Genomic DNA, 18,246 nt, shown 5'->3' with positions numbered 1-18,246 from the left:
GCCGGTCCCGACGCGGTGGCGGAACCGCGCCGCGGGGCCGGTCAGACGCCGGCGTCCGCCATGGTGGCGGTGCGCCCGCCGGCCTCGTCGACGACGACGCACAGGATCTCCCGGTCGTCCCCGAGCTCCCAGCTCTCCGGGCTCGGGTACATCGCCGAGAAGTACAGGAGCGAGTCCTCGTACGGCAGCCCGACGAAGGACTCGAACTCGCCGTAGCAGAACTCGTCGGCGGCGCTGGCGACCGCCTCGTCACCCGGGTACGTCTCGTCCGTCATCTCGGTGGCGGCGTAGATCTCGCTGTCGTGCGCCTGGTCGCAGGGCACGGTCGGCACCGAGGCGACGTCCTGGACCTCCTCGGTGAACTCCTCGTCCGCGTCGATGCAGTCGCCCACCCGCAGGGCGAAGGCGTTCGCCTCGACCGCCGCCATGACCTCGCCGGTCTCCTCGTCGCGCTCCGGCTCCACCCCGCCGACGAGGGACTGCACCGCGGAGCACCCGGCCAGCAGGGTCACGGCGGTCAGGGCGGTGCCCGCCACCAGGGCGCGGCTCACGACCGGACGGACGAGGGAGCTGGGCACGGCGGGACCTCTCGGCGCAGGGACGGCCGGCGGTCGCCGACGGCGGGACGCTAGCCGCCGCCCGACGCGCCGGTGCCTGGATCGCCCGGATGTCACCCGTCCGCCGGATCGGACCCATCCGTCCGGCCCGAGGTCCGCATGCGCCTCACCCGCGGGGCACCAGGACCCGCTCCGCGTCCGCCTCCTCGCCGAGGCGCTCCCACTGCGCCGCGTACTCCCGGTGCTCGACGAGCGCTCCGATGCTCAGCGCGAGGTCGAGCAGCGCCGCGCGCTGCTGCGGCGCCAGGTGGCCCGGCGTCTCGTCGAACACGCAGAGCGTCCCGACGAGCCGGCCGTTGCCGCTGCGCAGCGGCACCGAGGCGTAGAAGCGCACGGAGGCCCGGCGCCCGTCCACCCAGGGGTTGCGCGCGAACCGGGGGTCGAGGGAGGCGTCGGGCACGTGGTGCAGCGTGCGGCCCGCGTCCTCCCCGGTGGCCGTCCAGCACATCGACTCCGCGAGCGCGGTGTCGCTCGGGGTGAACCCGGCCGCGAACGCCGGGCACTGCCACTCGCCGACGAAGAGGTTGACGACCGCGGTCGGCACGCAGGCGACGAGGGCGGCCAGCCGTACCAGGCCGGCGAGCCGCGCCTCGTCGTCGGGGCGCGAGGGCGCGGGTGACCGGGTCGGCGTGGTGGCCGGCGTGGTCGTCGGCGCGGTGGTCGATGTGGTGGTCGGCGGTGCGGTGGTGGTGCTCACCCCTGCCACAACGGCCTTTCGTCCTACGTCTTGACCGTCCGACGGCGGGTCCGCCCATCCGGAGCAGGCGCGCCCACCCGTACGCCTACCGGGTGAGCGGTGGTCGTCCCGTCACCGTCTGAGGGTTCGTCACTGCCGCAGGGTCCCCTCTGAAGGTCGCGCCGTCCTCGACGGGCGCGAAGCGGGTGCGGTTGTCTGCGTACATCTGCTGAACTCCACCCCCGCACGGCCTGCGTCGACCGCTCCGCCGTCAGTCGCTCGCGTAGGAGCCGGCTGCCTGCTACACCCTGCAGGTAGCCGCCGGACACCGGCGCCGGGGAAGTGCCAAGGCGTCACGGCTATACGGCCAGCCACCGAGCAGGTGACATAATGCACATTATCGGCGTAACTCCGTGCCCCGCGGCGCGCCGCCTCGTCGAGCAGGTGCGTCAGCATGCCCCGGCCGTACCCCTGCCCGCGAGCCTCCGCGGCGGTATGCATCGACTTCAGCTCGACGTGGTCGGCGTCGAGGGTGCGCAGGGCGCCGACGCAGACGACCTCGTCGCCCACGCGCCCGGCGAAGAGGGTCACCGAGGGGTCGGTCAGACCTGTCAGGTCGAGGGCTGGTTCCGGTGGACCGCGGCCGTGGTCGTGGGCGGGTACGCGCTCGTGCTGTTCGCGTTGCCGGTGCCCGGGGCCGTGCGCGTGCTGCAGGCCGGGCTCCTCGTGCAGGCCGCGCTGCAGGCCGTCGCGGCGCTGGGGCAGCGCCCGGGTCGCCGCCTCGTGCTGGACGACGAGGGCCTCGCGCTGCGTGGCCCCCTGCGGACGAGGCGCTGCCCGTGGGGCGACGTCACGGCCGTGCACGGCGACGCACCCGGCGGACGGGCCGCCGGCACGCGGCTGGTCGTCGAGCGCCGGGACGCCAGGCCGCTCGTGCTGCCGCCCCTCGGGCTCGCGGTGCCGGACCTGCACGCGCTCCTCGTCGAGCGGGTGCTCGACGACCGGGCGCGTGCGGCGGGCAGGACGGGCCCGGCGGGCGGGACGAGCTCGGCGGGCGCCGGCGGCCGGCGCCCCGAGCAGGAGCCCCATCCCTCGCACGGGTGAACGGCCCGGGATGCGGCCGTCGCCCGACGGGGTGACAGTGGAGGCACCGACACGCCGCGACCCGGGTGCCCTGCGGGTGCCCCCTTCGCCCTGAGCACCCCAGGAGAACCCATGCGAGCCGTCGTCTACCGCGGACCGAACGACGTCGAGGTCACCGACGTCCCCGACGCCACCGTCCAGGACCCCACGGACGTCCTCGTGAAGATCACGACGACGAACATCTGCGGGTCGGACCTGCACATGTACGAGGGGCGGACCTCCGTGGAGGAGGGCAAGGTCCTCGGCCACGAGAACATGGGCGTCGTCGTGGAGGTCGGCCCCGCCGTCTCGCGCGTGAAGGTCGGGGACCGCGTCAGCGTGCCGTTCAACATCGCGTGCGGCACGTGCCGCAACTGCCTGCACGGCTGGACGTCCTTCTGCCTGCGGACCAACCCGATCGAGGGCATGGTCGGCGCCGCCTACGGCTACGCGAACATGGGCCCGTACGACGGCGGCCAGGCCGAGTACCTGCGCGTCCCGTTCGGGGACGTCAACCTGCTGACGCTGCCCGAGGGCACCGAGCACGAGAACGACTTCACGATGCTGTCCGACATCTTCCCGACCGGCTGGCACGGCACGGAGCTCGCGGGCGTGGTGCCGGGCGACGACGTGGCCGTCTTCGGTGCCGGACCCGTCGGCCTCATGGCAGCGCACTCCGCGCTGATCAAGGGCGCGGCACGCGTGTTCGTCGTCGACCAGCAGGCCGACCGCCTGCGGCTGGCCGAGAGCATCGGCGCGATCGGTGTCGACTTCTCGGCCGGCGACCCCGTCGAGCAGATCATGGACGCCACGCAGGGCCGCGGCACCGACCGCGGCGTCGAGGCGGTCGGGTACCAGGCGCACGACCCGTCGGGCGAGGAGCACCCCGAGCTCGTCCTGGACAACCTCGTCTCGGTCGTCCGCGCGACCGGCGGCATCGGCGTCGTCGGGGTCTACATGCCGCAGGACCCGGGCGCGCGGACCGAGGCCGCCCAGCAGGGCCGCATCGGCTTCGACTACGGCACCTTCTTCACCAAGGGCCAGAGCATGGGCACCGGCCAGGCGCCCGTCATGCGCTACAACCGCCAGCTGCGCGACCTCATCGTCGCCGGCCGCGCGACGCCCGGCTTCATCGTGTCCCACGAGCTGCCCCTCGACGACGCCGCGGAGGGGTACGCCCGCTTCGACCGGCGCGAGGACGGCTGGACGAAGGTGCTGCTGCGCCCCGAGGCCCTCGCCTCCTGACGCACGCCGTCCCTGCCGCCCCCCGACGACCGTCCCCACGATCGCCCGGGACTGCCGCCCGGGGCCGCCGCCGGGTCACCCGGACGGCGGCCCCACGGTGCGGGCCGGCGGTGCGGCACGGGCACCGTCCGTGGCAGGATGCCCGGGTGCCGACCCCGGACGACGCCGACCTCGCGCGCACCATCGCGAAGGTCGAGGCGCAGGAGCGGGAGCTGCGGTTCACCTCCTTCACGCACGACGACGCGTGGCGGCTCGGGTCGCTCCTCGTCGAGCGGGCGCGGGAGCAGGACCTGCCCCTGACGATCGACATCCGGCGCGGCGAGCAGCAGGAGTTCCACGCCGCGCGTCCGGGCACCGTCCCCGACAACGACCGGTGGGTGGAGCGCAAGGTCCGCACGGTGCTGCGCTTCGGCGCCTCGTCGTACCTCGTCGGGCGACGGCTGGCCCGGTCCGGCGGATCGCTGGAGCAGCAGGGGCTGGCCACCGCGGAATACGCGGCGCACGGCGGGGCGTTCCCCGTGCACGTCGAGGGCGCAGGCATCGTCGGCGTCGTGACCGTCTCCGGGCTCCCCCAGGCCGAGGACCACGCGTTCGTCGTCGCCGCGCTGCGGGAGCACCTCGCCGGAGCCTGACGGGACGGCGTCGGGCGCAGGCGCGACGAGGGCCAGGACCGCGGCCCGCACCCCCAGCGGTCACAGCAGCTCTGCACGCACGGGCACACCTGTGCGCTTCACACGACCTTCACGGGCCACCGGAACACCGTCCGGTCGCCGTCCGTTGGGTCATCTGGAACAGTCGTCTACAGACGCGTCGAGGTACGGAGGTCCCCATGGCGAATCGCTCGCTGCGCGGCATGCGCATCGGATCCAACAGCATGGAGAGCGACGAGGGGGTCGACCTGGCCCCCCGGGCGCAGGCGTTCTACGACTGCCCCAACGGCCACACCATCATCCTGCCGTTCTCGGTCGAGGCCGACGTCCCGGTGGTCTGGGAGTGCCGCTGCGGCGCCGAGGCGCTGCTGCGCGACGGCGTGAAGCCCGAGGCGAAGGCCGGCAAGCCGCCGCGCACGCACTGGGACATGCTCCTCGAGCGCCGCACCATCGGTGAGCTGCAGGAGCTGCTCGACGAGCGCCTCGACCTGCTCCGGTCGGGCAAGCTGCGCCGCTCGGCCTGATGAGCGCCTCTCCCTCACGACGGGCGTCGGACCTCCGGGTCCGGCGCCCGTCGTCGTCCCCGGCTCGTCCTGTGCTGATCCCGGCCGGTCCCGGCGTGTCCGCTCAGAGGCCGTCGACGCGGTCGGCGCGTCGCGTCCGACGTGCGCCGACGGCGCCGGCGAGCACCGTCAGCACCGCCAGGGCGTCGACCACCCACGCCGGCCAGGGGCCCAGTCGTGTGGCCCACGTCAGCGACTGGCGCAGCGGCAGGTCCGCGACGAGCTGCTCGGTGGTGAACAGACCGGTGCGGTGGGTGATCACGCCGTCGGGCAGGATGACGGCGCTGACGCCCACGGTCGAGATCTGCACGGTCGCGCGGCCGTGCTCCACCGCACGCAGCTGGGACATGGCGAGCTGCTGCACCGCCTCGTCGGAGAAGCCGAAGGACGCGTTGTTCGTCGGGACGACGATGATCTCGCCGCCGGCTCGCACGCCGTCCCGCACGAGGGCGTCGTAGGCAACCTCGAAGCAGATGGCGTCGGCCATCCGCACGGTCCGGCCCAGGCGAGGTGAGTCGAAGGCGACGACCCCGGTCGTCGTGCCCGGCAGCATGTCGTTGACGACGAGGTCGACCGCCGAGGAGAACGGGCGGACCAGCTCGCGTAACGGGATGTACTCCGCGAACGGTGCGGGGTGCTGCTTGGCGTAGCGATCCGTCACGCCTTGTCCGGGCTGCCACAAGAGGGAGACGTTGTAGCGCCCCCCCGTCTCGGGGTACTCGACCGCTCCGACGAGGATCGGCGCGTCGAGGGCTCGGGCGGCCGCGTCGATGCCGGCCGCGGCCTGGAGGTCGACCTGCGGGTCGATGTCCGAGCCGTTCTCCGGCCACAGGACGACGTCGAGCGTGCCCCGGCCGGCGCGCTCCGCCAGCTCGCGCGTCCCGGCCAGGTGGTTGTCGAGCACCTGCCGAGCACGTCCGAAGGCCGCGAGACCCGTGCCGGGGACGTTTCCCTGCACGGCGCCCACGCGCAGCTCGCCGTCCTGCGCCCGGGCGTCGAGCGGGATCTGCCAGCCGACGGCGAGCAGCGCCGCCGCCACCGCGAGCCCCACGGGCGCCCGGAGCAGCTGCCCCCGCCGCAGCCGCAGCCCCACGAGCCCCAGGAGCACGCCCCCGGCGACGACCACCCCGGACACGAGCGGCGTGCCCGCCCAGGAGGCGTAGGCGACGAGCGGCGATGACGCCTGCGAGAACGCGAGCCTCCCCCACGGGAACCCGCCGAACGGCCACGCCGACCGCAGCTCCTCCACGGCGACCCACAGGAGCGCGAACACCACCACCTGGAGCCCGCCCGAGCGCCACACGGCCTCGCCGCGCCGCGCCCAGCTCCACGCGGCGCCCAGCAGCCCGACGAACCCGGCCTCGGCCACGGAGAGCGCCACCCAGGGCACGGGGCCGACCGCGTCGTCGGCCCAGGTGATGAGCGGGAGGAAGAAGGTGAGGCCCCACAGGAGCCCGACGAGGCAGTTCCACCGCGCGGAGTCACGACGCAGCGCCCACCACAGCAGCGCCACGCCGACGGGTGCCAGCCCCCACCAGCCGGGGTCGGGGAACGCGAGCCGCGTCAGGACGCCCCCGACGAGGGCCAGCAGGACCGTGACCCGGCGGGAAGGGGTCGGCGCGGGCACCGGCAGAGGGTACGTCACCGAGATGGGCGGTCCCTGAGCGGAGTCGGCGGGTGCCGGCCGGAGCCGGCCGGCGACCGGCCGGCCCGCGCACCCTTCGTACCGGTCGACCACGACCGTTCTCTGATGAGTGCGCGGACCAGGCCGGAGCCGGTGGACCCGCGGGGCGGCCGGCACGTGGACCGGCCGCTCGAGCCGCCCCCGAACCTACCGGCGTGAGCCGGGGTGTCAAGGGGCCGGAGGTCCTGCTCACGGACAGAACGCCTGGTCAGGGGCGTGCAGCCGGCCCCGTGCCGAGCAGGTTTCCGCCCCGGCGTGTCTGCGTGGCGTGTCGCCCCGGCGTGGTCTCAGACCAGCTCGTCGTGCAGGACGTGCCCGGCGCGGACGGTGCGCAGGCAGCGCGGGCCGGCGTCGTCGGGCTCGAGCGCGGGCAGGAGCGGGGTCCCCGCGCGCGCGTCCGTCGCCCACGACGAGAAGCGCCCGGGAGCCGTCTGCACGGACAGGTCCTCGGCCTGCCACACGGCCAGGTGCGCCGGCGACCCCACCCGCAGCTCCCCCGACCCGTCGGCGTCGGCCCCGGCCGCCCGCCACCCGCCGCGGGTGTGGGCGCGGAACGCCGCCCGGGCCGAGAGCCGGTGCTCCGGGCGGTGGTGGTGCAGCGCCGCCGCGACCCCGGCCCAGGGCCGCCACGGCGTGACGGGGCTGTCCGACCCGAACGCGAGCGGTGCGCCGGCGGCGGCGTACGCGGCCAGCGGGTTGAGCGTCGCCGCGCGCCCCGCGCCGAGCCGAGCCGCGTACATGCCCGCGTCCCCGCCCCAGACGGCGTCGAAGGCCGGCTGGACGCTGAGCCGCACCCCGAGCGGCAGCAGGGCGGCCAGGGTCGCGTCGTCGACCATCTCCGCGTGCTCGAGCCGGTGGCCCAGGCGCGCCAGGGCGGGCGCCCCGACCTCAGCGGCGGCCGCCCGCAGGCCGGCGAGCACCGTGTCGGCGCCGGCGTCGCCGATGACGTGGAAGGCGGCCTGCACGCCGGCCAGGGTGGTGGCGACGAGGTGCTCGGCGACCTCGTCGGCGGTGAGCTGGAGCGTCCCGCGCGGGTGCGCGGCGCCCGGGGGCAGGTCCACGTAGGGCTCGCGCAGGGCGGCGGTGCGCGAGCCGAGCGACCCGTCGACGTTGAGGTCCCCGCCGACCCCGGTCAGGCCGGGCAGGGCCTCGACGAGGGCGGCCACCTCCGCGGGCGTCCGACAGCGCTCGGCCCGGTACCCGACGACGAGCGGGAGGCCCGAGGCCGGGTCCGCCGTGGCGGCGAGCAGCGCGGCGAGGCCGTCGCGGGTGTCGACGCCGGGGGCGCTGTGCTCGTGCACCGCGACGATCCCGTGGGCGGCGGCGTCGCGGAGGGCGGCGCGGCACAGCCGGTCGCGGCGTGCGGCGTCGACGGCCCGGGCCGCCGTGCGGGCGGCGAGGTGCGCGCCCAGCTCGACGCGGCCGTCGAGGTGCCAGCCCGGCAGCCGGTCCGCCCCGCTCGTCGTCGCCAAGGTCGTCGAGACGACGGCCGAGTGGACGTCCACCCGCGCGAGGTACACCGGGCGGCCGCCGGCGGCGGCGTCGAGCTCGGCGGCGGTGGGCGGCCGGCCCTCGGGCCACGTGCGCTCGTCCCAGCCGCTGCCCAGCAGCACCGCGTCCGGCGGCAGGGCGGCGTGGGCCGCGGCGACGGAGGCCAGCGCGTCGGCCATCGTCGGGCAGGCGCGGGCCGACAGGTCCAGGCCCTCGGCCGCCAGCGCCGTCTCCAGGACGTGCACGTGCGCGTCGACGAACGCCGCGGTCAGCAGCGCGCCGTCGAGGTCGACCACGCTGTCCGCGGACGCCGCCATGCCGGCGGCCGTGTCGTCGGCGCCCACCCACGCCACCACGCCGTCGACCTCGAGCAGGGCCTCGGCGAAGGGGTCGGCCGAGGAGTGGACGGTGCCGTTGCGGTACAGGGTGGCGCTCACGCGGTCACCCTAGGAGGTCCGCCGGGAGCCGACCGCGGGGACGCGCTCACACCGAGGAGTAGGCGACGACCCCGCGTCGCACCGCGTCGATCGCCTTGACCGCCGTCCGGCGCGTCGTCGGCTCCGGCGCCGCCTGGGCGAGCTGGTCCAGCACGTCGACGACCTGCTTGCACCAGCGCACGAAGTCGCCGGCGGCCAGGTCCGACCCCCGCAGCACCACGTCGAGGCTGCGCCCGGAGGCCCAGCGGTGCACGGCCTGGACGAGGCCGAGGTCGAGGGGCTGCACCGTCTCGAGCCGGTGCGCGGCCTCGAGGTCCTCGAGCTCCGACCACGCCCGCACGGTCTCCTCCAGCGCGGTGCCGAGCCGGCCCGTGGGCCCTCCCGGCACGTGCGGCTCGGCGGCGTCGTCGCGCCGCGAGCGGTACACGAGCGTGGACACCGCGGCGGCCAGCGCGGGGGCGTCGAGGTCCTCCCACAGGCCGCGGCGCAGGCACTCGGCGAGGAGCAGGTCGTTCTCGGCGTACAGCCGCCGCAGCCACCGGCCGTCGGCGGTGACGACGAGGTCGCGGCGGCCGCCGACGGCGGGGCGGCCCGCGTCGTCGTGGCGCGCCCTCTCGTCGGGCGCCGCGCCGTCCTCCGTGCCATTCCCGGTGCCGTCCGCCGGGAGGTCCGCGGGGAGGTCCGCGGGGTCGGCGAGGTAGCCGAGCCGGACGAGGACGTCGCAGATCCGGTCGAACACGGCGGCGATCGACCCGGTCCGGCCGGCGATGCGCTGCACGAGCGCCGCGTGCTCGGCGCGCAGCCGGCTCCAGCGCTGCGCCCAGCGCGCGTGCTCCTCGCGGTCGGGGCAGCCGTGGCACGGGTGCGCGCGCAGCTGCCGGCGCAGGGCCGCCAGGTCCTCGTCGCCCGCCGTCACGTCGGGGCCGCCGCGACCCCGGCGACCGCGGCCCCGCGGCGCCTCCGCCTCGGCGGGCGGCTCCGCGTCGGCGAACCGGCGCAGCGCGGCGGCGAGGTCCCGACGGGCGGCCGGGGCGCGGACGCTGAAGGACCGGGGGACGGCCAGGTGGCCCACGGTGCGGGCGCCGCTGCCGACGTCCGCGACGGACAGACGCCGGACCTGCCGGTCGGGCAGCAGCACGGTGGGCTGCGGCCCGTCGAAGCCGGGTGCGCCGCCGGGGTCGACGACGACCGCGTGCAGCGTGCGCCGCCGCCCCGACGGCACGGCGAGCACGTCGCCGACCCGCAGGCCCTCGAGGGTCCGGGCCACGTCGGCACGGCGGGCACCCGCCTCGGCTCGGACCAGCTCCTTCTCGCGCGAGGAGATCGCGTCCCGCAGGCCCTGGTACTCCGCGAAGTCGCCGAGGTGGCACCGCATCGCCTCCGCGTACCCCTCGAGCGCCTCGGCGTGGCCCTGCGCCTGCCGCGCCAGCCCGACGACGCCGCGGTCCGCCTGGAACTGCGCGAACGACGTCTCCAGCACCTCGCGCGCCCGCTCGCGGCCGACCTGGGCCACGAGGTTGACCGCCATGTTGTACGTGGGACGGAAGCTCGAGCGCAGCGGGTACAGCCGCCGGGACGCGAGACCGGCCAGCGCCACGGGGTCGAGCCCCTGGTGGTCGACGACGACGGCGTGGCCCTCCGTGTCGATGCCGCGGCGGCCGGCCCGGCCGGTGAGCTGGGTGTACTCCCCCGGGGTCACGTCGACGTGGCTCGACCCGTCCCACTTGACGAGCTTCTCGAGCACGACCGACCGCGCCGGCATGTTGATGCCGAGCGCGAGGGTCTCCGTGGCGAAGACGACCTTGATGAGCCCGCGGGCGAACAGGTGCTCGACCGTCTCCTTGAACAGCGGCAGCATGCCGGCGTGGTGGGCGGCGACGCCGCGGCTGGCGGCGTCGACGAAGGCCCAGTAGCCCAGGACGTCGAGGTCCTCCGGCGGGATGCCGGCGCAGCGCTGCTCGACGACCTGCCGGATCTCGGCCTGCTCCGCGGGGCGGGTGAGCCGCACGCCCGAGGTGAGGCACTGCGCGACGGCTCCCTCGCAGCCGGCCCGCGAGAAGATGAAGACGATGGCGGGCAGGAGGCCCTCCTCGTCGAGCAGCTCGACGACCGCCGGGCGCGGGGTCGGCCGGCGGAACGCGCCGGCACCGCGGGGGCCGTCGTCGTCGCGCCGCCCGCGACCACGTCCCGGGCCGCCGCCCGGTCGCTGCCGGGAGCCGTCGTCGCGGCGCCCGCGCAGGAGCCGGACGAGGTCGGGGTTGATGGGCGGGTCGACACCGGGGTCCGTCGGGTCGACGTGCCCGGCGTACAGGTCGAGCAGCTGGCGCTGGACGAGGACGTGCTGGCCGAGCGGGACCGGGCGGTGCTCGCTGACCACCACCTCCGTGTCGCCGCGGACGGTGGCCAGCCAGTCGCCGAACTCCTCCGCGTTGGACACGGTCGCGGACAGCGAGACGAGCTGCACGTCGTCGGGCAGGTGGATGATCACCTCCTCCCACACGGGTCCCCGGAAGCGGTCGGCCAGGTAGTGCACCTCGTCCATGACGACGTAGCGCAGGCCCTCGAGCGTCGCGGAGCCGGCGTAGAGCATGTTGCGCAGGACCTCGGTGGTCATGACGACGACCGGCGCCTCGCCGTTGACCGTCGTGTCACCCGTGAGCAGGCCGACCCTCTCGGGCCCGTAGCGGCGCACGAGGTCGGTGTACTTCTGGTTCGACAGCGCCTTGATGGGCGTCGTGTAGAACGCCTTGAAACCGCCCTCGACCGCCAGGTGCACGGCGAACTCCCCGACGACCGTCTTCCCGGCGCCGGTCGGCGCGGCGACGAGGACGCCCGCGCCCCGCTCGAGGGCCGCGCACGCCTCGAGCTGGAAGTCGTCGAGCGGGAAGTCCAGGCCCGCGCGGAACGCGTCGAGGCGGGTGCCCACGCTGCGGCGGCGTGCCGCGGCGTACCGCTCCGCGGGCGAGGGTTCGGTGGTGACGACGGTGCGACCCGCCGTCCGACGCTTCTGGGAGGGCACCCGCCCACCCTAGGCAGGCGTGAGCCCGGCCCGCGCGTGGGCGGGGCCCGGACGCGCCGCCGGGGACGCGGGGGCGTCAGGCGGAGGTCACGCGAGGACGCGGAGGGCGCCCGGCACGACCCGCGCCCGCAGGGGCAGCGGCCCGACCGGCTCCCCGTCTGCGAACGCCGGGGGCGGCGCCGGCGTGCCCGGCCCGGGCAGGGGCTCGACGAGGACGCCGGCGACCCGGTGCACCCGGACGGCCGGGTGCCCCAGGTGGCTGCCGCGGTAAAGGCGTGGGAAGACGGCGACGACCTGCCGCCGCGTCAACGGCCCGGCCACGAGGACGTCGACGAGGCCGTCGGTGAGGTCCGCGCCCGGCGCGACGTGCAGCCCGCCGCCGAACCACGGCGTCCCGGCGAGGGCGACGAGGGTCGCGGGTCCCTCGTGGAGGGTGCCGGCCCGGGCGCCCGTCGGGTCGAGTGCCGTGAGCCGGTAGCCGTAGGGCCGGAAGCCGCCGAGCTCGCCCGCGAGGGCCCGCAGGTAGCGGGCCGGCCCCGGTGGCCAGCGCTGCGCGTTGGCCCGCGCGTTGACGGCGGCGTCCAGGCCGCAGGACACGACCCCGACCGCCCACTCGTGGCCGCCGTCGGCACGGTCGAGGAGGGTCGCGTCCACGCGGCGGGCACCGGTGCGCAGGCCGGCGTCGATTCGTGCGACGGCGGCCGCGGTGTCGTGGCGCGGCAGGCCGAGCGCGCGCGCGACGTCGTCGCCGGACCCCTGCGCGACGACCCCGAGCGCGACGTCCGTGCCGGCGACGAGCCCGACGCCGAGGTGGACGGCACCGTCGCCGCCGACGACGACGAGGGCGTCGGCGCGCGTGTCGTCGAGCGCGGCCCGTGCGCGATCGCGCGTGTCGCCGGGCGTCTCGTCGGGCGTGCCGTCGGGCGCGGTGCCGCCCGAGGCGTCGGTGACCTCGTGCCCCGCGGCGACGAGGGCGTCCTGCACGTGCCGGCCGGCGCGGCGTGCGCGGCCGCTGCCGGCAGCGCCGTTGACGACGAGGACGAGGCGGCTCATGCGGATCGGTCCGCCTGCGCGCGCGGGCTCAGCGGCCGGCCGGCACCTCGTCGGGCACCGTGCCGTCCAGGCGGGGCAGTCCCTCGGCGAGGCGGCGCCGGTCGACGCGGCGGTCGTGCAGCAGCGCCAGGCCCACGGCCGCGAAGTACAGGCCGCAGATCGGCAGCGCCAGCACGATCATCGTGATGGCGTCCGGCGTCGGGGTCATGACCGCCGAGAACGTGAAGGCGAGCATGATCGCCCACCGCCAGCCCTTGAGCATGGAGCGACCCTGCAGGAGGTTCGCGAGGTTGAGCCCCGTGAGCACCACGGGCAGCAGGAAGGCCAGCCCGAACGCGAGGATGAGGCGCATGACGAAGCTGAGGTACAGCTGCGCGTCGATGACGTTGCCCGCACCGTCGGGCGTGAAGTCCGTGAGGATCCGCACCGCGTTGGGCAGCGCCCACGCCGCGGTCGCCGCGCCGGCCAGGAAGAGCGGGACGGCGGCGGCGACGAACCCGATGGCGTAGCGCTTCTCGGTCCGGGTCAGGCCCGGCGTGACGAACGCCCAGAGCTGGTAGATCCACCAGGGGCTGGACAGCAGCACGCCGAGGAAGAGGGACACCTTCACCGCGACGTCGACGGACGTCGCCACGCCGGCGTAGTTGAGGATGAAGAGCCCGCCCCGCGCCTCGGCGGCCTGGTTCAACGGCGCCGACAGCAGCTGGATGACCGGCTCGTAGAGGAACCAGCCCACGACCGCCCCGACGACGAGGCCGACGGCCGCCAGCACGACGCGGCGCCGCAGCTCGCGCAGGTGGGCGCGCAGCGGCATGCGCCCGTCGTCGGACGCGGGGACCGAGGCGCGCGCCCGACGCAGGGCCACGGGTCAGGCCTGGGGCGCGTGGCCGCCCGGCGCGGGGGCGGTGGTGGTGCCCTGCGGCGGGACCGGGGACGTGCCGGCCGTCGGGCCGGGGTTCACCGGGCCGGTGTAGGCGGTGGGTGCGGGGGCCGCGGTCGTCGACGTCGCGCCGTGCTGCGCGGGCGGGGTGGCCTCGTCGTCGGTGCGCAGGTCCTTGACCTCGCTCTTGAAGATCTTGAGGCTCTGGCCGACGCTGCGGGCCAGGCCCGGCAGCCGGTTGGCCCCGAACAGGAGCACGACCACCAGCAGCAGGATGATCAGGTGGGTTGCCGTGGGGCGCATGCGGGGCTCCTTGGTCTTCCGGACGGCGCCGGCAGGGCTGCCGGACCGCGGGCGGGTCGCCGTGGGACGTCGTCGGTGGACGCGTCCATGGTACGGCGCACCCGGGCGACCGGGAGGGAAACGACAGGTGTCCACTCGCCCCGTCGGCGCGGTGGTCCTCAGGTCCAGTCGCGCTGCCAGGCGGCGTAGGTGCGGCGGTGACGCTCCGCCCGGGCCTCGCGCCGGGTCGCTGCCGCGGCACGCACCGCCTGCCAGCGGCCGTGCACCTCGGCGGGGTCGTCGAACAGGGTCGGGCGGGTCGGCGCGGCGGACGCCCGCGCCGCGGCCTCGAGCCGCTCGGCCTGCTCCCCGAGCCGGGCCGCGACCTCCGACGCGCGGCGCAGCTCGTCGAGCAGCGCGCGCACCGAGCGCCACAGGCGCCGCCCCAGGACGACGGCGCCGGCGACGGCCGCCAGCACCAGGACGGTCCACACCACGGCCCACAGCACGCCGGACACCCTAGCCGCGCCCGGCGTCGGCACGTCCGTCGGCCGGCTGCCCGTCGGTGGGCGCCCCGCTGGTGGGCGCCGCGTCGGTGCGCCCCTCGTCGTCGTCGACGAGGCCCGCAGCCGCGTACGCCGCGAGGGCGGCACGGGCGGCGGCGGCGGCCTCGTGCGCGGCGCCCGCGGGCCGGACGGCGAGGACGTCGGCGGCCGCGGCGAGGAGCACCCGGGTGAGCCACGCGGGGTGCTGGACGCGCACGTCGAGCTCGAGCGTCCCGTCGGGCAGCGTGCGGACGTCCTCGGTCGGGCTGCTCTCGGCCACCCACCGTCCCCGGCTGCGCAGGTGCAGCGTGACGACGTCCCCCTCCGACGGGCGGAAGTCGGTGCGGTCGGCGACGGCGTGGTCCTCCGCGGGCTCGTCGAGCGGCGTCACCGCCAGCACGCGGTCGAGCCGGAACAGCCGCTCCCCCTCGACCAGCCGGCACCACGCCAGCAGGTAGCTGCGCGCCTCGCCCGCCTCGAGCCGCAGCGGGTCGACGTCGCGCTCGGTGACGACGTCCGCCGCGTCGACGTAGCGCAGGTGCAGGCGGCGTCGCTCCCGGAGCGCCCGCTCCACCGTCGCGAGGACCTCGGGGCGGCCGGGGACCGCGAGGCGGACGTCGAGGGCGTCCTGCTGCGCGCCGCCCGTGGCGGCGGCGAGCTTCTCCGTGGCCGACGCCAGGACGGCGGCGCGCTCGTCGTCGAGGCCGGGGCCCAGCGCGTCCCGCAGCGCCCGCAGGGCCGTGAGCAGCACGGACGCCTCCCGGGGACCGAGGCGCAGCGGCCGCGTGATGCTGCGGCCCTCCGTCAGCCGCACCAGCCCGTGCTCGTAGGAGTCGGCGTCGAAGTCGATGAGGTCGTACGGGAAGTAGCCGGGCGTGCCCGTCACCCACAGGGTGTCGATGTCGGCGAGCACCTGCCGGGTGCTCACGTCGAACTGGCGCGCCACGTCCTCGACCGGGACGGCGCCGCGCCCCTCGAGGTAGGCGACGAGCCCGAGTAGCCGCAGCAGCCGGTCGCTCGCGCGCTCAGCCACGGTCTTCCCCGGCCGACGCGTCGGTGCTCGTCGCGGGCCCGGCCGGCACCGACGCCGGGAGCTCGTCGAGGCGCGCGGCGGCGCCGAGGAGACGCAGGACGGCGCGCCGCAGCTCCGGCGGGTCCAGCACCAGGACGGCGTCCCCCTGCCCGACGACCTCCTCCGCGAGCTCCCAGGGGCTGCGGTAGGGGACGACGACGACGTCGCGGCCGTCGGGGGCGACGGTGGGCCGGTCCGTCCCCTGGCCTGCGACCTGGCCCTCGACCTGGCCCTCGACCTGGCCCGCGGCCGTTTCCGGGACCGCGCGAGCGCGCAGCACGGCGGCGCGCTCGGGCAGCACCGCCAGGCGGGCGCGCCGCTCCTCCCCCTCGCCCCATGCGGCCAGCGCCTCGTCCAGCGCGGCGCGGGAGGGCGGCGGGAATGCACCCGGCTCCCCCACCCGTCGCACCCCGCCCTCCACGCGGCTGAGCCGGAACGAGCGGGTGGCCCCACGGTCGCGGTCGTGGCCGATGAGCACCCAGCCGCCGGTGCGGGTGAGCAGCTGCCACGGCTCGACGGTGCGGGTCCGGCGCTCGCCGGTGCTGGCCGCGCGGTAGGCGAACTGGACGACCTGGCGCTCCTGCACCGCGTCGACGAGCGGGGCGAGGGCGGCTCCACCGGCACGGACCCGCGGGGCCAGCCCTTGGAGGAGGTCGGCGGACCCCGGTCCCTCCCCCACTGCGCGCAGCTTCGTGAGGGCGCGGTCCGTGTCGGCCCGCAGCGCGCGGTCCTGCCACAGCCCCGCGGCCAGGCCGAGCACGCCGAGCTCGGCCGACGTCAGCTCCACCGGGGGCAGCGACCAGGCGTCGGTGTCGACCCGGTAGCCGACGTCGTCGCCGTGCGCCTGGCCCGTGACGGCGACCAGGGGGACGCCGAGCTCGCGCAGCGTGTCCTTGTCGCGCTCGAACATCCGCTCGAAGGCCTCGTCGGAGGCCGCGTCCGCGTACCCGGCGACGCTGCGACGCACCTGCTCCTTCGTCATCCGCCGCGAGGTGTTGACCAGGGCGATGACGAGGTTGAGCAGGCGCTCCGCGGCGGGGGTGGGGTCGGCCATCGCGCTCACCGTAGCGGGCGCCCAGGTCCGGGGCGGTGCGGGGCCGACGGGGACGGTCCGTCGCGCTCGTCGCGCGGTGCCCACAGCCGTCCCGTGCGAGGGTCGCACCCGACGGTCGACCGCTCGGGCGCGGTCGACGACACCGGGACGACGACACGACGACGGAGGACCGATGAGCACGCGGCACCGCCCCTGGGACCTGCTCGTGGTCGGAGGCGGGACGGCCGGGCTCGTCGGCGCCACCGCCGCGGCCCCGCTCGGCGCGCGGGCGGCGCTCGTCGGGCTGCGGCGGGCGTCGACGCCCGTCGGGGACCGGCCCGGGTGAGCGCGCGCGACCGACGGGTCCACCACGAGGTGGTGTGGGAGGACGAGGACCTCGGGCCGGACGACGAGGCGGCGACGGGGACGGCGGCCCGCGGGGCCCGCCGGCGGTGGCCCGGCACGTGGGGACGTCGGCTTCTGGTCGTCGCGACGGTGCTGGCGGTGGGCACCTGGGCCGTCGTCGACCGCGTCGAGGAGCGCCGGGAGGCTGCGCGGCTGGCGGCCGTCGACGGGTTGTCGGTGACGCTGGCGGCGCCGCTGGTCCCGGCGTGGCAGGTGCCGGGCGACGTGGTGGCGGGGTCGGGCGACGGGGTGGTGCTGCTCGCCGCCCGGTCCGACGGCGCGACGACGGCCGTCGACCTCCGCACGGGCGAGGTGCTGTTCACCGAGAGGGCGCGCTGCCGGTTCCCCGACGGCGAGGAGGCTGCAGCCGTGGAGGCCGACGCGGCAGGCGGGCCTGCGCTCGTCGTCTGCGTGCAGGGACCGACGTCACGGGTCGGAGGGACGACCGTCACCGTCCGGGAGGCGCGCACGGGCGCGCTCGTCAGGGACGTCGCCTGGGACGCCCGCTCCCCCGTCGTCGCCACCGCCGGTCTGCTCGTCGCCGTGCTCCCCGAGCCCGCGGGCCAGACCACGGTGACGGCCTCCTCGGTCCGCACGGGTGAGCCGCGGTGGTCCTTCGTGCTGGCCGGCACCACGACGCCGGGATCGGCGGGGGTCGCGCCCGCCGCGGGGTCCACGATCCCGCTCCTGACGCCGACGGGCACGGTGTCCCTGGACGTCCGGACGGGGCGCCCGGTCCCGGGCCTGCGCGGCGCGCGGCCGCTGCCCACCGGCGGTCTCGCCCGGCCCGACCAGGACGGCGCCGCGGTGACGACGACGGTGCTCGACGACGAGGGCGCCCCGCGGTTCGTCGTCCCGGGCACGGTGCTGGCGGTCACCGTCGACGACGGCACGGGCGGCCAGGTGCTGCACACCGTCCGCCGGTCCCCGGACTCCGACGGCCTCGTCCTCACCACGGTCGACGCCGGCACCGGTGACGTGCGGTGGACCGCCGCCCCGCCGGCGATGACGCCGTCGCCACCGGCGGTGCTGGACGGCCGCGTGCTCGTCCCGACGCTGCGCGGTGTCGTCGCCCTCGACGCGGCGACCGGTGCCACGGCGTGGGCCCTCCCGACGACGGCCGGCCCCGGGCAGGTCGACGGGATGGCCACCGACGGCCGTCGCGTGCTGCAGGTCGAGCCGGACCCGGGCGGCCGCCCGCTGCTCGTCGCCCGCGACGTCCGCGACGGCACGGTCGTGTGGACGGCCGCCCCTGCGCCGTCCGATGCGCCGTCCGCGCCCCTGACCACGTCCGTCCTGCCGGACGGCTCCGTCCTGGTCACCGGCGGCGGTCGGGTGACGAGGCTCGTCGTGCCGGAGAGGTGAGGGACGCACGACGAGGAGCGACGTCCTCACGCCAGCAGGGCTGCTACGAGATCCACCGCTCGTCGACGTCGACCCGGGCGGCTCCCGCGAGGTCCGCCGCGACGCCT

General features: G+C 76.6%; 18 protein-coding genes. 6 read left to right on the top strand and 12 right to left on the bottom strand.

What is annotated here, in order from left to right:
• Positions 1-41: 41 nt before the first annotated feature.
• The 3 genes from AC2TDM_RS08755 to AC2TDM_RS08745 form a co-directional block, all read right to left on the bottom strand.
• Positions 42-578 (bottom strand): septum formation family protein, encoded by a 537-nt coding sequence (locus tag AC2TDM_RS08755; protein WP_484634410.1) that lies wholly within the window; start codon positions 576-578, stop codon positions 42-44.
• Positions 579-723: 145 nt separating this feature from the next.
• Entirely contained in the window at positions 724-1,314 is a 591-nt protein-coding gene (locus AC2TDM_RS08750; RefSeq protein WP_090030931.1) for a GAF domain-containing protein, read from the bottom strand.
• A 129-nt stretch (positions 1,315-1,443) separates the two neighbouring features.
• Positions 1,444-1,863 (bottom strand): GNAT family N-acetyltransferase, encoded by a 420-nt coding sequence (locus AC2TDM_RS08745; RefSeq protein WP_425319168.1) that lies wholly within the window; start codon positions 1,861-1,863, stop codon positions 1,444-1,446.
• On the opposite strand from AC2TDM_RS08745, the gene AC2TDM_RS08740 reads away from it, so the two are divergent.
• The 4 genes from AC2TDM_RS08740 to AC2TDM_RS08725 all read left to right on the top strand — a co-directional run bounded on the left by AC2TDM_RS08740 (position 1,789) and on the right by AC2TDM_RS08725 (position 4,834).
• Complete coding sequence (locus AC2TDM_RS08740; RefSeq protein WP_090030930.1) at positions 1,789-2,397, top strand: PH domain-containing protein; 609 nt, start codon at positions 1,789-1,791, stop codon at positions 2,395-2,397. The two genes, AC2TDM_RS08745 and AC2TDM_RS08740, sit on opposite strands and share 75 nt — an antisense overlap.
• A 111-nt stretch (positions 2,398-2,508) precedes the next feature.
• Entirely contained in the window at positions 2,509-3,660 is a 1,152-nt protein-coding gene (locus AC2TDM_RS08735; RefSeq protein ID WP_484634409.1) for a glutathione-independent formaldehyde dehydrogenase, read from the top strand.
• Between the two features lie 146 nt (positions 3,661-3,806).
• Positions 3,807-4,292 (top strand): heme-degrading domain-containing protein, encoded by a 486-nt coding sequence (locus AC2TDM_RS08730; protein ID WP_484634408.1) that lies wholly within the window; start codon positions 3,807-3,809, stop codon positions 4,290-4,292.
• Between the two features lie 197 nt (positions 4,293-4,489).
• Complete coding sequence (locus tag AC2TDM_RS08725; RefSeq protein ID WP_090030927.1) at positions 4,490-4,834, top strand: RNA polymerase-binding protein RbpA; 345 nt, start codon at positions 4,490-4,492, stop codon at positions 4,832-4,834.
• Between the two features lie 103 nt (positions 4,835-4,937).
• Here AC2TDM_RS08725 and lnt read toward each other — a convergent pair whose 3' ends face one another.
• The 9 genes from lnt to AC2TDM_RS08680 all read right to left on the bottom strand — a co-directional run bounded on the left by lnt (position 4,938) and on the right by AC2TDM_RS08680 (position 16,390).
• Positions 4,938-6,500, bottom strand: a complete 1,563-nt coding sequence (gene lnt / locus AC2TDM_RS08720; protein ID WP_484634407.1) for an apolipoprotein N-acyltransferase — start codon at positions 6,498-6,500, stop codon at positions 4,938-4,940.
• A 344-nt stretch (positions 6,501-6,844) separates the two neighbouring features.
• Positions 6,845-8,485: an amidohydrolase gene (locus AC2TDM_RS08715; protein WP_484634406.1), complete on the bottom strand. Its 1,641-nt coding sequence runs from the start codon at positions 8,483-8,485 to the stop codon at positions 6,845-6,847.
• 46 nt (positions 8,486-8,531) lie between these two features.
• Positions 8,532-11,504 carry a DEAD/DEAH box helicase gene (locus AC2TDM_RS08710; protein WP_484634405.1) on the bottom strand — a complete coding sequence of 991 codons (2,973 nt, stop codon included), beginning with the start codon at positions 11,502-11,504 and terminating at the stop codon, positions 8,532-8,534.
• An 87-nt stretch (positions 11,505-11,591) separates the two neighbouring features.
• Entirely contained in the window at positions 11,592-12,557 is a 966-nt protein-coding gene (locus tag AC2TDM_RS08705) for a diacylglycerol/lipid kinase family protein (RefSeq protein WP_484634404.1), read from the bottom strand.
• A gap of 28 nt (positions 12,558-12,585) precedes the next feature.
• Positions 12,586-13,371 carry a twin-arginine translocase subunit TatC gene (tatC, locus tag AC2TDM_RS08700; protein ID WP_484634403.1) on the bottom strand — a complete coding sequence of 262 codons (786 nt, stop codon included), beginning with the start codon at positions 13,369-13,371 and terminating at the stop codon, positions 12,586-12,588.
• Positions 13,372-13,425: 54 nt separating this feature from the next.
• Complete coding sequence (gene tatA, locus AC2TDM_RS08695) at positions 13,426-13,740, bottom strand: Sec-independent protein translocase subunit TatA (protein WP_090030923.1); 315 nt, start codon at positions 13,738-13,740, stop codon at positions 13,426-13,428.
• A gap of 158 nt (positions 13,741-13,898) precedes the next feature.
• Positions 13,899-14,228 (bottom strand): hypothetical protein, encoded by a 330-nt coding sequence (locus tag AC2TDM_RS08690; RefSeq protein WP_484634402.1) that lies wholly within the window; start codon positions 14,226-14,228, stop codon positions 13,899-13,901.
• Between the two features lie 10 nt (positions 14,229-14,238).
• Positions 14,239-15,297 (bottom strand): helix-turn-helix transcriptional regulator, encoded by a 1,059-nt coding sequence (locus AC2TDM_RS08685; RefSeq protein ID WP_484634401.1) that lies wholly within the window; start codon positions 15,295-15,297, stop codon positions 14,239-14,241.
• Positions 15,290-16,390, bottom strand: a complete 1,101-nt coding sequence (locus tag AC2TDM_RS08680; RefSeq protein WP_484634400.1) for a helix-turn-helix transcriptional regulator — start codon at positions 16,388-16,390, stop codon at positions 15,290-15,292. Before AC2TDM_RS08680 ends, AC2TDM_RS08685 begins: the two co-directional genes overlap by 8 nt.
• Positions 16,391-16,562: 172 nt before the next feature.
• Here AC2TDM_RS08680 and AC2TDM_RS08675 point away from each other — a divergent pair, with 172 nt between their 5' ends.
• Together AC2TDM_RS08675 and AC2TDM_RS08670 are read left to right on the top strand one after the other, a co-directional pair.
• The gene (locus AC2TDM_RS08675) at positions 16,563-16,715 is read left to right on the top strand and encodes a hypothetical protein (protein ID WP_484634399.1); all 153 of its coding nucleotides are present in this window, start codon (positions 16,563-16,565) and stop codon (positions 16,713-16,715) included.
• Positions 16,712-18,139, top strand: coding sequence for an outer membrane protein assembly factor BamB family protein (locus AC2TDM_RS08670; RefSeq protein ID WP_484634398.1), 1,428 nt, complete (start codon positions 16,712-16,714; stop codon positions 18,137-18,139). Before AC2TDM_RS08675 ends, AC2TDM_RS08670 begins: the two co-directional genes overlap by 4 nt.
• Positions 18,140-18,246 lie beyond the last annotated feature (107 nt).

The sequence above is a fragment of the Cellulomonas sp. plas2 genome, from assembly GCF_057221735.1.
Note: the sequence above shows the minus strand (reverse complement) of the source record. Positions and strands in the feature narration are given on the sequence as shown.